This is a genomic window from Kitasatospora sp. NPDC086791 (assembly GCF_040685975.1).
In the GTDB taxonomy this organism is placed as follows: domain Bacteria; phylum Actinomycetota; class Actinomycetes; order Streptomycetales; family Streptomycetaceae; genus Kitasatospora.
Genome location: NZ_JBFBOC010000003.1, coordinates 203,867 through 220,571 on the forward strand (window position 1 = coordinate 203,867; position 16,705 = coordinate 220,571).

Annotated in this window: 15 protein-coding genes; 6 read left to right on the forward strand and 9 right to left on the reverse strand. The window is 74.9% G+C overall.

All coding sequences use genetic code 11. From position 1 onward, the window contains the following. Positions 1 to 3: 3 nt before the first annotated feature. From AB0Q99_RS07925 to AB0Q99_RS07955, 7 genes are all read right to left on the reverse strand, one after another. Positions 4 to 996: a hypothetical protein gene (locus tag AB0Q99_RS07925; protein WP_363569444.1), complete on the reverse strand. Its 993-nt coding sequence runs from the start codon at positions 994 to 996 to the stop codon at positions 4 to 6. A 349-nt stretch (positions 997 to 1,345) separates the two neighbouring features. Continuing rightward, positions 1,346 to 2,674 carry an HD domain-containing protein gene (locus AB0Q99_RS07930; protein WP_363569445.1) on the reverse strand — a complete coding sequence of 443 codons (1,329 nt, stop codon included), beginning with the start codon at positions 2,672 to 2,674 and terminating at the stop codon, positions 1,346 to 1,348. A 62-nt stretch (positions 2,675 to 2,736) separates the two neighbouring features. Then, positions 2,737 to 4,167, reverse strand: a complete 1,431-nt coding sequence (locus AB0Q99_RS07935) for an HD-GYP domain-containing protein (protein WP_363569446.1) — start codon at positions 4,165 to 4,167, stop codon at positions 2,737 to 2,739. A gap of 367 nt (positions 4,168 to 4,534) precedes the next feature. Continuing rightward, positions 4,535 to 4,948, reverse strand: coding sequence for a mycothiol system anti-sigma-R factor (gene rsrA / locus AB0Q99_RS07940; protein WP_363569447.1), 414 nt, complete (start codon positions 4,946 to 4,948; stop codon positions 4,535 to 4,537). Beyond that, a complete protein-coding gene (locus tag AB0Q99_RS07945) occupies positions 4,945 to 5,688 on the reverse strand; it encodes a sigma-70 family RNA polymerase sigma factor (RefSeq protein WP_363569448.1) in 744 nt (247 codons plus the stop codon). The genes rsrA and AB0Q99_RS07945 overlap by 4 nt, the downstream gene beginning before the upstream one ends. Positions 5,689 to 5,969: 281 nt before the next feature. Beyond that, positions 5,970 to 6,629, reverse strand: a complete 660-nt coding sequence (locus tag AB0Q99_RS07950) for an alpha/beta family hydrolase (RefSeq protein ID WP_363569449.1) — start codon at positions 6,627 to 6,629, stop codon at positions 5,970 to 5,972. Between the two features lie 51 nt (positions 6,630 to 6,680). Further along, positions 6,681 to 7,433, reverse strand: a complete 753-nt coding sequence (locus AB0Q99_RS07955) for an SOS response-associated peptidase (protein ID WP_363569450.1) — start codon at positions 7,431 to 7,433, stop codon at positions 6,681 to 6,683. 149 nt (positions 7,434 to 7,582) lie between these two features. Here AB0Q99_RS07955 and AB0Q99_RS07960 point away from each other — a divergent pair, with 149 nt between their 5' ends. The 5 genes from AB0Q99_RS07960 to hisN all read left to right on the forward strand — a co-directional run bounded on the left by AB0Q99_RS07960 (position 7,583) and on the right by hisN (position 12,402). Further along, entirely contained in the window at positions 7,583 to 8,308 is a 726-nt protein-coding gene (locus AB0Q99_RS07960; RefSeq protein ID WP_363569451.1) for a M50 family metallopeptidase, read from the forward strand. A gap of 232 nt (positions 8,309 to 8,540) precedes the next feature. Further along, positions 8,541 to 9,908, forward strand: a complete 1,368-nt coding sequence (gene aroA, locus AB0Q99_RS07965; protein WP_363569452.1) for a 3-phosphoshikimate 1-carboxyvinyltransferase — start codon at positions 8,541 to 8,543, stop codon at positions 9,906 to 9,908. Between the two features lie 15 nt (positions 9,909 to 9,923). Beyond that, entirely contained in the window at positions 9,924 to 10,979 is a 1,056-nt protein-coding gene (gene rsgA, locus AB0Q99_RS07970; RefSeq protein ID WP_363569453.1) for a ribosome small subunit-dependent GTPase A, read from the forward strand. A 127-nt stretch (positions 10,980 to 11,106) separates the two neighbouring features. Next, positions 11,107 to 11,430 (forward strand): multidrug efflux SMR transporter, encoded by a 324-nt coding sequence (locus tag AB0Q99_RS07975; protein WP_363569454.1) that lies wholly within the window; start codon positions 11,107 to 11,109, stop codon positions 11,428 to 11,430. 174 nt (positions 11,431 to 11,604) lie between these two features. After that, positions 11,605 to 12,402 carry a histidinol-phosphatase gene (gene hisN, locus AB0Q99_RS07980; RefSeq protein WP_363569455.1) on the forward strand — a complete coding sequence of 266 codons (798 nt, stop codon included), beginning with the start codon at positions 11,605 to 11,607 and terminating at the stop codon, positions 12,400 to 12,402. A gap of 142 nt (positions 12,403 to 12,544) precedes the next feature. Here the strand turns inward: hisN and AB0Q99_RS07985 are convergent, their stop codons facing one another. After that, the gene (locus tag AB0Q99_RS07985) at positions 12,545 to 14,020 is read right to left on the reverse strand and encodes a catalase (protein ID WP_363569456.1); all 1,476 of its coding nucleotides are present in this window, start codon (positions 14,018 to 14,020) and stop codon (positions 12,545 to 12,547) included. A 105-nt stretch (positions 14,021 to 14,125) separates the two neighbouring features. Between AB0Q99_RS07985 and AB0Q99_RS07990 the strand changes: the two genes are divergently transcribed. Then, on the forward strand, positions 14,126 to 14,551 hold the full coding sequence (locus AB0Q99_RS07990; protein ID WP_363569457.1) for a Fur family transcriptional regulator: 426 nt from the start codon (positions 14,126 to 14,128) through the stop codon (positions 14,549 to 14,551). A gap of 48 nt (positions 14,552 to 14,599) precedes the next feature. Here AB0Q99_RS07990 and AB0Q99_RS07995 read toward each other — a convergent pair whose 3' ends face one another. Next, a complete protein-coding gene (locus AB0Q99_RS07995) occupies positions 14,600 to 16,573 on the reverse strand; it encodes a tetratricopeptide repeat protein (protein ID WP_363569458.1) in 1,974 nt (657 codons plus the stop codon). Positions 16,574 to 16,705 lie beyond the last annotated feature (132 nt).

Here is a 16,705-nt window from a genome sequence, read left to right on the forward strand (position 1 = left end):
TACTCAGCAGACTTCTTCGAGATCCCGGTAAGCCCGGGTTCCCGGGGAGGCCGTGACCCAGCGGTCCAGCAGGGTGCGCACCAGGTGGGCGGGGGCGGCGATCCCGCACTCGCGCTCGACCAGCCAGGACATCCCGGCCGCGCCGCCCTGGCTGAGGTGGCTGAGGTGGCCGGGGTGGGCGGCGTCGCCGTCGTCGTGCGGGTCGTGGTGGGCGGCGATGCCGTCGTCGGAGGCCATCCGGCTCTCCGAGCAGGCTCTGCAGAGCAGCCGCACCGAGGAGGTCCAGTCCTCGGCCGCGTAGCCGGCGTCGGCGACCAGCCGTTCCAGCGCGTCCCGGTCCCCGGCGGTGGCCGCCTGCAGCAGCACCACGTAGGTCGGCACCGGGGAGGGCGCCCAAAGCTCGATCTCGTCGAAGACGGGGTAAGCGACGCCGTCGGTGACCCGCTCGCCGTGCGGGGCGCCGTCGTGCAGCACCACCTCGCCCCAGCGGCGGCCGGAGGAGGGCAGCGGGATGGAGAGGACCTCGATCCGGGCCGGGTCCAGGCGGCGGCCCCAGACCACCTCGGACTCGCCGTCCGGGGAGAGCCGCACGGGGGTGGTTCCGAGGTCGAGGCTGACCGGACCGTCGGGCTGCCCGCCCGGGCCGCCGGGCAGCTTGAGGCCGTACGCCTGCCAGGCGCGGCGGGCCAGCGGCCAGTCCTGCAGCGCGGTGGCGGTGATGCCGAGGTTCCACCAATCGGGGGCGCCCTGTTCGCGGTCCAGCAGGGCGACGGCGCGCAGGCCGGCCGAGCGGGCCTGTTCCCAGTCGCGGCGGAACTTGTGCAGGAGCGCGAGGTTGAACCAGGAGTCGGAGAGCCACGGCTCCAGGTCGGCGGCCATCACCAGCAGCGCGCCGGCGTCCTCGTAGCGGCCGTCGCCGATCAGCGTGAAGGCCCGGTCGGTCGTCTGCCGCCAGGTGGCGGACGGCCGGTGCCGTGCCCGGTGGAAGATCCTCACGTTCGTCCCTGCCGTCGTCGTCCGCTCAAGTCCCGTGCCACCGCGCCCGGACCGTCCCGGGTGGCGTACGGGGCCCGCTGTCCCGGGTCGGTGTTCCACGCTACGACCGCATCCAACCACGCCCGCCCCCGCCCGCGCTCCCCACCGCCGAGGTTGGGGTCCGCCCCTCCCCAGCCTGCCCGCCCGATCGCGCCCTCTCAACCCCTGGCGGGGCGGAGCCCGGCGGGCGGACCGGAAAACCCGGCCGTCGGCCGCTCCCCGCCCCGCCTCCGCCGACCGACCCCACCCCGTTCCCGGGCCGCAACCCCGGGCCTCGGCCCCGGACCTCACCGCCCTACCGCGCCGGACCTCAGCCGCGGGCCTGTCCGCCGACCCGGGCCAGGGCGTCCACCACCCGGGCGTCGTAGACCCGGCCGCGGCCCAGCCGGATCACCTCCAGCGCCTCCAGCCGCCCGACCGCCTCGCCGAGGCCCCGGCCGCGGGCGGCGGTGAGCAGGTCGTCATGGGCGTTGGCGACCCGGATGATCCGGGCCGCCAACGGCACCGGGCCCTCGCCGCCGGCCGGGCCGGTGCACGGGTCGGCCAGCCGGGCGACCTGCTCGGCGACCTGCCGGGGCACCCCGGTGCGGCTGATCACCTCGCTGCCCAGCCGGGCGATCCGCTGCTGTTCGGCGCAGGGCAGCACCGCGGTGGCGCCGTCCGGCACCGGTTCGACCAGGGACAGCTGGCCGACGTCGTGCATCAGCGCGGCGTACTCCAACAGGGCGAGCTCACGGGTGCCCAGACCCAGCTCGCGGCCCAGGGCGCACGCCGTGTCCGCGACCCTGCGCGCGTGCCCGTGCGGGGTGTAGCCGGCCACCTCGGTGGCACGGGCGAGGCTGGCGATGGTCTGCCCGGTGGTGGCCCGCACCGCGGCGGCGCGCCGGAAGGACACCTGGGCGAGCAGCAGCGGGGTGCAGAACAGCGGCAGCGCCCAGAGCCCGACCTCGCCGGCCGCGAGGCTGACCAGCATGCCGGTGGCGACGATCGCCGAACCGATGCCGAACAGCGAGCGCAGTTCGTCCTCCAGCGCCGCGGGGAACCGCAGCCCGCCCTCGGAGCGGCGCAGCAGCGCCGCCAGGGTCGCGTCGCACAGCGCGGCGAGCGCGGCGACGGCGGTCAGGAACGCCCCGTACGCCGGGCCCTCGGGGGAGAAGCGGTCGACCAGGCCGCCGTTGTACAGCGGCTGGAAGACGGCGGCCGCGAAGCCGACGGCGAGCAGTCGGCGGGCGGCGCCGTCGCGGCGGGCCGGGTCGGCCCAGGCCGGGCGGCGGACCGGGCGGTCGGTCCGGCCCGAGCGGTCCGGGCGGCCCGGTCGGTGCGGCAGGGCGAGCCCGGGCAGCCAGGCCAGCAGCAGTCCGGCCCCGGTCACCGCGACCACCTGCAGCGTCCCGTGCGCGGTCGGCACTCCCCGCAACGGCCCCAGCAGGGCGTACGCCAGCGCGCCGGCCGCGCCGATGGGCGCCTGTTCGCGATCGCCCGGAAGGGTGATCCGGACGCATTCGCCGAGCGCGATCAACCCGGTGAACGCCAGCGCGACCCTGGGCTCCGCGACCCCGCGCACCGCGACCGTGCCCAGCGCGAGCGCCAGCAGCGCGGCGGCGGCCGCGTGCACCGCGCGGGCGGTGGGCCCGCACACCGTACGGCCGTGGGGCGTCCGACCGCGGGCGGTACGCCCGGGGGCCGCGCGCCCGGGCGCCGTCACGGCTGCCCGGCCGCGGGGGTGGCGCCCTGCGCGGGCACCCGGCCGGGGGCCGCCCGGGCCGGTTCGGGCACCCCGAGCGGGATGTCCGGCACGGCCCGCACGTAGTCCTCGGAGTGCACCACCGGCTGCCAGTCGTGCACGGCCAGCGCGTCGATCAGCGCCCGCACCATGACCGGGTCGAACTGGCTGCCCGAGCAGCGCTCCAGCTCGGCCACCGCCTCGGTGACCGGGCGGCCGCGCCGGTAGGAGCGGGTGGAGGTCATCGAGTCGAAGGCGTCGGCGACCGAGATGATCCGGGCGAACTCGGGGATCTGCGCACCGGCCAGTCCGCTCGGGTAGCCGCGGCCGTCCATCCGCTCGTGGTGGTGCAGGATCCCGGCGTGCGCCTCGCCGAGGAAGTCGATCCCGCGCACCAGCTCGTACCCGTACACCGGGTGGATCTCCACCGTCCGGCGCTCCGCCTCGTCCAGGGGACCGTTCCTCCGCAGCAGCTCGGTGGGCACCCCGAGCTTGCCGACGTCGTGCAGGACGCCGGCGAAGCGCAGCGTGCGCAGCCGCTCGGCCTCCATGCCGAGCTGAGCGGCGATCAGCACCGAGGCCCGGCCGACCCGTTCGCTGTGGCCGCGGGTGTAGGCGTCCTTGATCTCCACGGCCTGCACCAGCGACCGCACGGTCGCCTGGTGGGCGTCCTGCTCGCGCTGGCCCTGGGCGAACACCCAGGCGGAGATGGACAGCGGCAGCAGGGCCAGCAGCGCGGCGAAGGCGCCGTACGGGCCCTGCCAGAGCACCGCGACCATCAGTCCGCCGGCCGCGTGCACCAGCACCGGCAGTCCGCACACCGAGCAGGCCCCGCGCAGCAGCACCCCGGCCCCGCGGCCCTCGCTGAGCATCACCATCACACCCACCACCACCCCGTTGACCAGGCAGAACACGGCGACGGAGGCGAACCCGGGCAGCAACGCGGCCGGGAAGCGGGAGCCCAGCAGCAGCTGCGGGCCGCGCAGCAGGTGGAAGACGACCGAGGAGGCCACGGCGCACAGCGCGAGCTGGGCGCCGTTGAACAGTTGACGTCGGCGGCAGCCGGGCCCGCTCGGGCCGCCGAGCAGCGCGGCCGGGGCGGCGACGAGGGCTGCGGCGGACGGAGGGAGCATCAGGACCCCGGCGAACAGCACCGGGAAGAAGGCGTTCGCCCCCGGCCGGGCGGGCACCCGCTCAGGCAGCGCCGGGCGGCGCAGCAGTCGGCGCAGCAGCACCAGGCAGGGCGTCGGCAGACCCTGGGCCAGCGACTCCCAGCAGCCGTGCAGGAAGGCCAGCAGCCCGACCTTGGGCCAGTCCACCGGCTCGCCGAGCCAGCGCGGCACCCCCGGGGTGGCCGCGGCGGGCAGCAGCGGCACCAGGCAGCAGAGCGCCGCCACCGGGACGACCACCAGGTAGCGCGCCGCCCCCGGTGGCAGGATCGCGGCTCCACTGTCGGTAGCGATCTCGACCTCCCCGCCGTCCGGGCCCGGTGTTGCCTCAGCACGCCGGGCGAACCGACGGTGAGCGTCCGTCAGGAGGATAGGCCGCCGTCCGGGCGCGGGGACGCATGATCGCGCAATGGCGCAGTTGGCGCACCGCCAACTCACTCGAACGAGTGACGGCGCACGCAAGCAGAACGGGAGCGGCCCCGGGAGCACACGCTCCCGGGGCCGCTGAACTCCCTGCCCGGACCGCCCTGGTGAGCGAGCGGACCGGCGTACGACGGTGGACGGCTGACGGACCGCTAGGAACAGCCGGTCCGGCCGACCCGGCCGGTCACTCCGCCGGGGCGCCGGCCTCGACCGGCGCGCCGGGGCGCTCGACCGGCTCCCCGCCCGCCCCGGCCTTCGCCGGCTTCGGCGCCGGCCTGGCGTTCTCGGCGTGCAGCTCGACGGAGGCCTCCACCGAGACCACCACCTGCTCGCCCGAGCGCTGCCCGGCCCGGATCGAGTCGATCCTGGCCAGCACCTTGCTGCGCAGGTCGGCCGGGGTGTCGTCGCACCCGCAGGAGCGCTTGATCAGCGCCTTGATCGCCTGCTCCAGGCCGTACTGCTTCAGGCAGGGCGAGCACTCCTCGAAGTGCACGCGCAATTTCGCGCAGTCGCCCTCGGCCATCTCGTTGTCGAGGAATTCATAGAGGTGGTCGAGGACCTCGCCACACTCGGTTTCGTGCGGATCGCCGCAGCTCATGAGCCCGAGCCCTTCGCTTCCTGCCCTGCCCCGCTGCCGGCCGGGACGAGCCCGCGCTCACGGGCGTAATCCTCCAGCATGCCGCGCAGCTGACGGCGGCCGCGGTGCAGCCGGGACATCACCGTACCGATGGGAGTACCCATGATGTCCGCGATCTCCTTGTACGCAAAGCCTTCTACGTCCGCGAGATAGACGGCGATCCGGAATTCCTCCGGGATGGCCTGGAGCGCGTCCTTCACATCGCTGTCGGGGAGGTGGTCGAGCGCCTGGGTCTCGGCCGAGCGCAGACCGGTCGACATGTGCGACTCGGCCCTGGCCAGCTGCCAGTCCTCGATCTCCTCCGCCGCGGTGCGCTGGGGCTCCCGCTGCTTCTTGCGGTACGAGTTGATGAACGTGTTGGTGAGGATGCGGTACAGCCAGGCCTTGAGGTTCGTGCCCTCGCGGAACTGGTGGAAGGACGCGTACGCCTTGGCGAACGCCTCCTGGAGCAGGTCCTCCGCGTCGGCCGGGTTGCGCGTCATGCGCAGCGCCGCCGAGTACATCGGATCCAGGTAGCCCAGGGCGTCGCGCTCGAAGCGCTCCCGCCGGGCCTCCTCGCTCTCCTGCGCCGACACCCGGTAGGTTTCCTCACCGATCGCGTCGGCCAGCTCCTCACCGGTGAGCGCCTCGCCCGCAGGCCGGACCTCGTCCGGGCCACGGCCGGGCTCGGCCTCGTGCTCGGTCCCGACGACCGGACCCACCTCCTCGGCGTGACGGGCACGGCCCACGGCGGGCCGCCCAGAAATGGAGGATATCGGGCTGACGGGCTTCTCGCCCGCGTCAATCCACTCCGGCCAGGAGGGGACGAACGCCGTGGCGGCCTCGCGCTCCTCAGGCCGTTCGGGGCACGCGATCGAACCCATCTGCCCTGCCTCTCACCGGTGGTTCGTGCTGACGAGGGTGTCAACCACTCCGACCCCGTCCGCATTCCCGCCCCCACGCACCGTTCACTCGCACGAGTGAGCGAGCGGGGACTGCCCGCTCACCGCGGCCGCAGCAGCCGCAGCACCCAGTCCCCCACCGACGCGCAGATCAGGTCCAGCACCTCGGCTTCCCCCATCGGCGCCCGCTTGGGCACCGCGAAGCCGTGGCTGCCGTACGGCACCGCCACCAGCTCGTGCCCCGCCGGCAGCTCCGGGAACTCCTCCGGCCCGCCGAACGGGTCCTGCGCGCCCTGCACCACCAGCGTCGGCAGCCCCGACTCCAGCAGCTCCTCCGCCCGGCTCTTCTCCGGCTTGCCCGGCGGGTGCAACGGGAACGCCAGCGCCACCACCCCCACCGCCCCGGTGGCCGCGCCCGTCCGGCAGGCCACCCGCGCGCCGGCACTGCGCCCGCCCACCACCAGCGGCAGCCCCGCCCCGGCCAGCCGCTCGGCGACCGGCCGCCAGCCGAGGTCCAGCGTCCTCGGCGCCGGGCCCAGCTTCTTGCCCGCCACCCGCCAGGGCTGCTCGACCAGCGCCACGGTGATCCCCCGGGGCGGCAGCTGCCCGGCCAGCGCCACCAGGTCCCGGGCCTCGATCCCGCCGCCCGCACCGTGCCCGAGGGCCAGGACGGCCTTCGGCGCGGCCGCCCGGTGGTAGGTGATCCGGGCCTCCCCGGCCTCGGTGGGGACCGGTTCGGTGGGGACCGGTTCGGTGGTCATCTCTGCACACTCCCGAGCGCTTCGGAACAGCGGTTCAGAACAGCGGTTCAGTCAGAACAGGGTGGTCTCGTACTCGACCTCGGTCCACGGCTCCTTGAGCTCCGGACCGTTGTTGCGGATGCTGCCGACCGCCGGTGACACCGGGGTGGCCAGCAGCGCGCCGGGCGCCGGGGGTATCAGGAGTCGGCGCAGCGCGTCCGGGTCGGTCAGCCGCGGGTCCAGCCACTCGTCCCAGTCCCGCGGGTCGAGGAAGAGCGGCATCCGCTCGTGGATCGGCGCCAGCGACTCCTCGGCGTCCGTGGTGACGACGGTGAACGTCACCAGCCAGGCCTCCGGGTGCCCGGGCGGCACCGCCCGGTTGCGCCAGAACTCGTACAGGCCGGCCAGCGCCAGCGGGGTGCCGTCCGCCCGGGAGACGAAGTACGGCTTCTTGCGCGCCTTGCCCCGGTCGCCCGGCACGGTCTGCCACTCGTAGTAGCCGTCCACCGGCAGGACGCACCGGCGCGCGGCGAAGGCCTGCCGGTACGAGGGCTTCTCGTGCACCGTGTCCGACCGGGCGTTGATCATCTTCACCGCCGTCTCCGCGGTGTTCGACCACTGCGGCACCAGCCCCCAGCGCAGCACCCGCAACTGCCGCACCGGCCGCGGCCGCTCCCGGCCCATCCGCTCCAGCACGACGAAGGCGCTGTTGGTCGGCGCGACGTTCCAGTTCGGGTCCAGGGTCTCCTCGGGGTCCCACTGCTCGACGTCGAACAGCTCGACGATGGACTCGGGCTTGCTGCTGGCTGCGAACCGACCGCACATGCGGGCCAGCTTGCCATGCCGCCCGTCCCCACCACTTCCTCACGGCTTCCTCATCCGCGGACCAGAACCGCCCGCTCCCGCCCACCCGTCCCCGCATGGGAGGCTGCTCCGAACGGCCCAGCGCAGCGCAAGGAGGCGGGGAAGACCAGATGAGCACCGACGACCAGACCCTGAGCGCCCTGTGGGACCAGGTCACCGGCACCCAGTCCGCCCCGCCCGGCTGGCTGGTGCTGGCCACCGGCGCGGCCGCCCTGCTCGCCGTCCTCGCCCGCCCGCTCTGGCACGTCGCCCGCAACGCGGTCACCATCGCCCACGAGGGCGGCCACGGCCTGGCGGCGCTGGTCACCGGCCGCAAGCTGGCCGGCATCCGGCTGCACTCCGACACCTCGGGCCTCACCCTCTCCTACGGCCGCCCCACCGGCCCCGGCATGGTCCTCACCGCCGCCGCCGGCTACACCGCCCCCGCCCTGCTCGGGCTCGGCTGCGCGGCCCTGCTCGCCGCCGACCGGATCACCCTGCTGCTCTGGCTGGCGATCGTCCTGCTGCTCGCCCTGCTCCTGCGCATCCGCAACGCCTTCGGCCTGTTCACCGTCCTGGTCGCCGGCGGCGCGTTCTTCCTGGTCTCCTGGTTCGGCAGCGCCGAGGTCCAGGCCGGCTTCGCCTACCTCGGCTGCTGGTTCCTGCTCTTCGGCGCCGTCCGGCCGGTCCTGGAGCTGCAGCACCAGCGCCGCACCGGCTGGGCCCGCGACTCCGACCCCGACCAGCTCGCCCGGCTCACCCACGTCCCCGCCCTCGCCTGGGTGACGGTCTTCCTGCTCACCTCCCTCGCCTGCCTCGCCCTCGGCGCGAGCTGGCTGCTCCAGCCGCTGCACTGACCCGCCGGCCCGGGGGCGAGCGGGCGGCGGCGAGCGCCCGGAGGTGAGCGGGCGAGCCCCGCCCCGAGCCGAAGGGCGCGCCGGTACCGAAAGGGAGAAGCGAGGAGGCCCGAGGGACGAGGGCATCGGAGCGCCGACCGTCGGCACCGGGTCCGAGCGCCCGGAGGCGAGCGGGCGAGTAGCGACGCGGGCGAATAACCGTCCGTTCCGGTACGGCCCCTAGACTTGCCACATGACCGAGACCCCGTGGCCCGCCCCCGTCGCCACCAGCCCCGTCGACGCCACCGTCACCATCCCCGGCTCCAAGTCGGTCACCAACCGGGCCCTGGTGCTGGCGGCACTCGCCGAGCGGCCGGGCTGGGTGCGCCGCCCGCTGCGCAGCCGCGACTCCCAGCTGATGGCCGACGGCCTGCGCGCCCTCGGGGTCACCATCGAGGAGACGGTCAACAACGACGCCGGCGGCACCGGCGGCGGCGAGGCCTGGCGGGTCATCCCCGCCCCCGCGCTGCGCGGCCCCGCCTCCGTCGACGTCGGCAACGCCGGCACGGTCATGCGCTTCCTGCCCCCGCTCGCCGTCCTGGCCGACGGCCCGGTGCACTTCGACGGCGACCCGCGCTGCTACGAGCGCCCCCAGCACGGCGTGATCAACGCCCTGCGCGCGCTCGGCGCCCGGATCGACGACGGCGGCCGCGGCGCCTTCCCGCTCACCGTCCACGGCACCGGCTCGCTCGACGGCGGCCCGGTCGAGCTGGACGCTTCCTCCTCGTCCCAGTTCGTCTCGGCCCTGCTGCTGTCCGGCGCCCGCTACAACCAGGGCATCGAGGTCCGGCACGTCGGCGGCCCGGTGCCGTCGCTGCCGCACATCCGGATGACCGTCGAGATGCTCCGCCTGGCCGGGGCCCAGGTCGACGCCCCCGAGGACGGCGGCGAGAAGGACGTCTGGCGGGTCACCCCCGGCGCCCTGATCGGCCGCGATCTGGTGGTCGAGCCCGACCTGTCCAACGCCGCGCCGTTCTTCGCCGCCGCCCTGGTCACCGGCGGCCGCGTCACCGTGCGGGACTGGCCCAAGCACACCACCCAGCCCGGCGACCAGCTGCGCGAGATCTACACCCGGATGGGTGGCGCCTGCGAGTTCACCGACGAGGGCCTGCAGTTCACCGGCACCGGCCGGATCCACGGCATCGAGGCCGACCTGCACGACGTCGGCGAGCTGACCCCGGTGATCGCCGCCGTCGCCGCGCTCGCCGACTCCGAGTCCCACCTGTACGGCATCGCCCACCTGCGCCTGCACGAGACCGACCGGCTCGCCGCGCTCGCCAAGGAGATCAACGACCTCGGCGGCGACGTCACGGAGACCGAGGACGGCCTGCGGATCCGCCCGCGTGCGCTGCGCGGCGGCGTCTTCCGCACCTACGAGGACCACCGCCTGGCCACCGCCGCCGCGGTGCTCGGCCTCGCCGTGCCCGGCATCGGGGTGGAGAACGTCGCCACCACCGCCAAGACCCTGCCCGACTTCCCGGGGATGTGGGCCGAGCTGCTCGGGACATCGGACGGGGCGGACGGAGCCGGCGGAGCGGACGAAACGACGGCGGACGTCTGAGCGGGGACTGAGCACATGCGCCGCTACGGCAAGGACGCCGACGAGGACGACATCCGCAACCGCCCCGCCCGCCGGGGATCCCGGCCGCGGACCAGGATCCGGCCCAAGCACGAGGACGCCGCCGAGGCGATGGTGCTGACCGTCGACCGGGGCAGGCTCACCTGCCTGGTCGACCCGGGCACCAAGCAGGAGCGCGAGGTCCTCGCCATGAAGGCCCGCGAGCTGGGCCGCAAGGGCGTCGTCGTCGGCGACGTGGTCAACCTGGTCGGCGACCTCTCCGGGGACGCCGACACCCTCGCCCGGATCGTCCGGGTCGAGGAGCGCAGCTCGGTGCTGCGGCGCACCGCGGACGACGACGACCCGTACGAGCGGATCGTGGTCGCCAACGCCGAGCAGCTGGCCATCGTCACCGCCCTGGCCGACCCGGAGCCGCGCCCCCGGCTGATCGACCGCTGTCTGGTGGCCGCCTACGACGCGGGCATGGAGCCGCTGCTGGTGCTCACCAAGTCGGACCTCGCCCCGGCCTCGACGCTGCTGGACTCCTACGCCACGCTCGGCATCCAGTACGTGGTCACCCGCCGCGACGAGCTGGGGACGACCGGCGCCGAAGCCGTCCGGGAGTACCTGCGCGGGCGTTCCACGGTGTTCATCGGCCACTCCGGCGTCGGCAAGACCACCCTGGTCAACGCCCTCGTCCCGGACCACCAGCGGCAGACCGGCCACGTCAACGCCGTCACCGGCCGCGGCCGGCACACCACCGTCTCCGCCCTCGCGCTGCGGCTGCCCCCGCCGCCCGGCGTCAAGCCGGGCTCCAAGAAGGCGCTGGACCCGGGCTGGGTGATCGACACCCCGGGCTTCCGCTCCTTCGGCCTCTCGCACATCGACCCGTCCCGGGTCATCCTCGCCTTCCCCGACCTGGAGCCCGGCACCGCCGACTGCCCGCGCGCGTGCAGTCACGACGAGCCGGACTGCGCGCTGGACGCCTGGGTCGCCGACGGCCACGCCGAGGCCGCCCGGCTCTACTCGCTGCGCCGCCTGCTGGCCAGCAGGGAGGCCCGCGAGGGCGACTGAGCCCGGACGGCTCCGCCGCGACCCGGGGTTCGTGACCCGTTCGAGGTGTCGGAGCGCGCCCGCCTGGTGATCATAGGAAAGTCGGGCCGGGTGCGGTCCGACCGTCGACCGACTGGGAGGGCACGCGATGGCATGGGCCCTGGTGGTCCTGGCCGGCCTGCTGGAGACCGGCTTCGCGATCAACCTCAAGCTCAGCGAGGGATTCACCAAGCTCTGGCCCACCGTCAGCTTCTGCGTGTTCGCCCTCGGCAGCTTCGGCCTGCTCACCCTCTCCCTGAAGAGCCTGCCGGTCGGCCCCGCCTACGCGGTGTGGACGGGCATCGGCGCGGCCGGCACCGCCGTCTACGGCATGGTCTTCCTGGACGAGACCACCTCGGTGCTCAAGCTGGTCTCGATCTCCCTGGTGATCGCCGGCGTCATCGGCCTCCAGCTCAGCGGCACCGCGCACTGACCCGCCGCGCACTGACCCCCACCACGCACTGACCCGCACCGGGCCGTCCCGACCTCCCGCCGGCCCCCGCGCCGCCGGGGAGCCGCCCCTTCGGCCCGGCCGGCGCGATCCGGCTCCGTCCCGCTCCGCGAGCCCGGCTGTGTCGATCGGGGCCGGATCGCTAGGGTTTCGGGCATGGCCGACTACCACGACGATCTCCGACTCGCCCACGTCCTCGCCGACTCGGCCGACTCGGTGACCCTGGAGCGCTTCCGCGCCCTCGACCTGAAGATCGAGACCAAGCCCGACCTCACCCCGGTGAGCGACGCCGACAAGGCCGCCGAGGAACTCGTGCGCAGTGTGCTCCAGCGCGCCCGCCCGCGCGACGCGGTCCTGGGCGAGGAGTTCGGCCTGCAGGGCTCCGGCCCGCGCCGCTGGGTGATCGACCCGATCGACGGCACCAAGAACTACATCCGCGGCGTCCCGGTCTGGGCCACCCTGATCGCGCTGCTGGAGGACGGCCCGGACGGCGTCGAGCGCCCGGTGGTCGGCATCGTCTCCGCCCCCGCGCTGCAGCGCCGCTGGTGGGCGGCCAAGGGCCTCGGTGCCTTCGCGGGCCGCAGCCTGACGAAGGCCTCCCGGATCCACGTGTCCGGCGTCTCCCGGATGGAGGACGCGTCCTTCTCCTACTCCTCGCTCAGCGGCTGGGAGGAACGCGGCCGCCTCGACCCGTTCCTGGACCTCACCCGCGCCTGCTGGCGCACCCGTGCGTACGGCGACTTCTGGTCCTACATGATGGTCGCCGAGGGCGCCGTGGACATCGCCGCCGAGCCCGAGCTGTCGCTGTGGGACATGGCGGCCAACTGCGTCATCGTCGAGGAGGCCGGCGGCCGCTTCACCGGTCTGGACGGCGTCGCGGGCCCCGGCGGCGCCGACGCCGTCGCCTCCAACGGCCTGCTGCACGAGGAGACGCTGCGGCGGCTGAGCGTCTGACGCCGCGCCGAGGTGGTCGCGGCCCCCTCGACCGATGGGAGCCGGTCGAGGGGGCCGCCGCTTCGTCCGGCCCGGCGCCACCGGGTCGGGGGCACCGGGCCGGGGGGGGGTGATCGGGCCGAGGGGTGATCGGGCCGGGGGGCTACTGCTTGCGCAGCTCCCGGACCGCCGCGTCCAGCCGCTGCCCGAAGTCGGCGTCGGCCTTGCGGAAGTTGTCGACCGCCCGCTCCACGATGTCCTCGCGGTCGGCCGAGACCTTGGCGATGGCGCCGGCCAGGTTGGCGATCAGCCGCTGCTTCTCGTCCTCCGAGAACAGCCGGTACAGGGTGCCGGCCTGCCCGAAGTCGTCGTCCTCGGCGTGCGCGGGCGCCACGTGGGTGCCGGTGAGTCCGTCGACGGCGGTGGCGGCCCAGAGCGGACGGCCGGTCTGCACCGGGCCGCCGAAGCTGTTCGGCTCGTAGTTCTTCTGCCGCCCGTGGCGCCCGTCGTACAGGTGGCCGTCGCGGCCGTTGGTCCGGGCCTCGGTGGCGTGCGGACGGTTCACCGGCAGGTGGTCGGCGTTGATGCCGACCCGGTAGCGGTGGGCGTCGGCGTACGCGAACAGGCGGCCCTGGAGCATCTTGTCCGGGGACGGGCCGATGCCGGGCACGAAGTGCGACGGGGAGAAGACCGACTGCTCGACCTCGGCGAAGACGTTGTCGGGGTTGCGGTTCAGCTCCAGCCGGCCGATCTCGATCGGCGGGTAGTCGGCGTGCGGCCAGACCTTGGTCAGGTCGAAGGGGTTGAACCGGTAGGCCGCCGCGTCCGCCGCCGGCATGATCTGGACCTGCACCGTCCAGCTGGGGAACTCGCCGCGCTCGATCGACTCGCGCAGGTCGCGCTGGTGGCTGTCCGGGTCCTCGCCGGCGAGGGTGTTGGCCTCGGCCTGGGTGAGGTTGCGGATGCCCTGGTCGGTCTTGAAGTGGTACTTGACCCAGAAGTGCTCGCCGGCCTCGTTCTGCCACTGGTAGGTGTGCGAGCCGTAGCCGTTCATGTGCCGGTAGGAGGCCGGGATGCCGCGGTCGCCGAACAGCCAGGTGACCTGGTGGGTGGCCTCGGGCGACAGGCCCCAGAAGTCCCAGACGTTGTCGGCCTCCTGCGAGCCGGTGTACGGGTCGCGCTTCTGGGTGTGGATGAAGTCGGGGAACTTGATGGCGTCCTTGATGAAGAACACCGGGGTGTTGTTGCCGACGAGGTCGTAGTTGCCCTCCTCGGTGTAGAACTTCAGCGCGAAGCCGCGCGGGTCGCGCACCGCGTCGGCCGCGCCGAGGTTGCCGGCCACGGTGGAGAAGCGCAGGAAGACCTCGGTCTGCTTGCCGACGCCGGACAGGAACGCCGCCCTGGTCCAGGGCGTGACGTCGGCGGTGACCGTGAAGGTGCCGTACGCGCCGGCGCCGCGGGCGTGCACCACGCGCTCCGGGATCCGCTCGCGGTTGAAGTGCGCGAGCTTCTCGAACAGCAGCTGGTCCTGGATCAGGGCCGGGCCGCCGGTGCCCGCGGTCTCGGTGTTCTGGTTGTCGGCGACGGGGGCACCCGCCTCCGTGGTGAGGGTCGGGCGAAGCTCGTCCTGCGCGGTCATAACGGGTGCCTCCACGGGGTCCGGTCGTGATGACACGATCCTAACTTGGACTTTGTCCAAGTCAACACTGGAATCAACCCCGGACTCCGCCTTAATCTGGTGGACATGAACGACCTGCTGGAGAGACTGCGCGAACGCGGCTGGCGGCTGACCTCGCAGCGCCGGGTCGTGGCCGAGGTCCTCGGCGGCGAGCACGTCCACCTCACCGCCGAGGAGGTGCACACGCGCGCGACGGCCCGGCTGCCCGAGATCAGCCGCGCCACCGTCTACCACACGCTCGGAGAACTGGTCACCCTCGGCGAGGTCCTGGAGGTCGCCACCGACGGCCGCGCCCGGCGCTACGACCCCAACGCGCACCGCGCCCACCAGCACCTGGTCTGCTCCGGCTGCGGCGCGATCCGCGACGTCCACCCGCACGGCGACCCGCTCGCCGCGCTGCCGGACGCCGAGCGTTTCGGCTTCACGGTCACCGCCGCCGAGGTCACCTACCGCGGCCTGTGCCCCGACTGCCGCCCCCGGCAAGGCGGTTGAGCCGCCGTTCGGGAGTGCCCCCACCGGCGGAACGACGAACGGGCGCCGCTACGCGCTCAGCTCGGCGTGCAGCGCGCCCAGCAGCCGCCCGGCCCGCTCCGCCACCTCGGCCGGCCCGTAGTCCATCGCCCGCCGGCACCAGTTCTCCGCCTGCACCGGCTCGCCCCGGCGCAGCGCCAGCAGCGCGAGGCGCAGCGCCGCCCGCCCGTGCCCGGCGTCGGCGGCCCGGGTGTACCAGAGCATCGCCTCGGCCTCGCTGTCCTGCCGGGCCAGCAGCAGCCCCAGGTTGAACGCGGCGCTGCGGCTGCCGGCCTCGGCGGCCCGCCGGTACCAGCTCTCGGCGATCTCCAGCGCCCCGCGGTCGGCCGCCCGCACGCCCATCCGCACCTGCGCCCGCCGGTGCCCGGCGTCGGCCGCCAGCGCGTACCAGTGCTCGGCCTCGGCGTCCGCGTCCCCGCGCCGGTCCAGCAGCGAGGCCAGCCGGAACGCGCCCTCCGCCGAGCCGCCCGCCGCCGCCTGCCGGTAGCGCTCCAGCGCCCCGGACAGGTTGCCGCGCTGCTCCTGGACGACGGCGAGTTGCAGCGCCGCCTCGCCGTGCCCCTCGGCGGCGGCCCGGGCGTACCACTCCTGGGCCTGCCGCTGCTCACCGCGCCCGGCGTGCAGCACGCCCAGGTTGAAGGCGCCGTCCACGCTGCCGGCCTCCGCCGCCTTGGAGAACCACGGCTCGGCGCCGGACTCGTCACCGCGCTGCAGCAGCACCACGGCCAGCGCGTTGCAGGCCTCCCGGTGCCCGGCGTACGCGGCCCGGCGGTACCACTGCTCGGCCTGCTGCTCGCGGCCGGTGCCGGCGCAGAGCAGGCCGAGGTTGAAGGCACCGTTCTGGTCGCCCGCGTCCAGCGCGGCGCGGTACCAGCGCTCGGCCTCCTTGGCCTCGCCGCGGCTCGCGTGCACCGCGCCCAGCGCGTTGGCGGCGTTGCCGTCCCCGGCCTCGGCGGCCTCCTGCCACCACTCGGCGGCGGCCGCGACGTCCCCGGAGTCGCGCAGCAGGAAGCCCAGCGCGCAGGCCGCGCGCGGCTCCCCGTTCTGCGCGGCCTGCCGGTACCAGCGGGCCGCCTCGTCCAGCAGCGACCGGTCGGTGCGGGCGCGCTCCTCCAGCAGCACGCCCAGGCGCAGCGCGGCACGGGGGTGGCTGCGGGCGGCGGCGGTGCGGTACCAGGCCTCGGCGGTGTCCTTGTCCCCGGCGGCCTCGCGCATCCGGGCCAGCCGGTAGGCGGCCTCCCGGTGCCCGGCGTCGGCGGAGACCTTGAACCAGCGCTCGGCCCGGACGTCCCGCCGGTGCTCCATCAGGTCGCCCAGCGCGTAGGCGCCGAGCGGGTGCCCGTGGTCGGCGGCGAAGTGCAGCCAGTACTCGGCGGCCTCCTCCTCGCCCTGGTCGCGCAGCTGCAGCCCGAGCGCGTGCGCGGCCGGGGCGCTGCCAGCGACGGCGGCCTGGCGCCACCACTGGCCGGCCTCGGCCCGGTGGCCCTGCTGGTGCAGCAGCACGCCGAGGTTGTTGGCGGCGGAGCGCACCCCGGCCGCGGCGGCGGCGCGCAGGTACGGTTCGGCGTCCTCCAGATCGCCGCGGCGCAGCAGCAGAGTGCCGAGCCGGGTCGCGGCGTCCGGGTCCCCGCCGTCGGCGGCCTGCCGGTGCCGGGCCTCCAGGGCGGCGGACTCGCGGGCGGCGAGCGCGGTCTCGAAGCTGGTCGGGTCCAGGCCCGCCGGGTCGAGCGCGGCGCCGGAGGGCGGCTCCGCGCCGGGCCGTTCCGCGTACGCGCCGACGGCGGCGGCGAACTGGCGGGTGGGCACGTGGACCAGGCTGTCGGGGCCGTAGCCCGGGGTGGGGCGTTCGGACAGTCCGCTGGTGCGCTGGGCCGGCAGGGCTCCGGGACGGCTCTCGGGGTTCTCGGGGCTCTCCGCCCAGGCGTCGGTGTCCGCCTCGGGTGCCGCCGCGGACCTGGCGCCCGCCTTGCCGATAAGCCTCATGCCGACTCCCGCTCCCCCAGAGTGTCGCGGCATCGTGCCCCGGCCTGCGGCCGGGGGGACTCCCAGGAGAGGCGCCGGACCCGACGGCTGATCAGCAGCCGTGCACCGTCCCCCGTGTGTCCCATCGTCGCA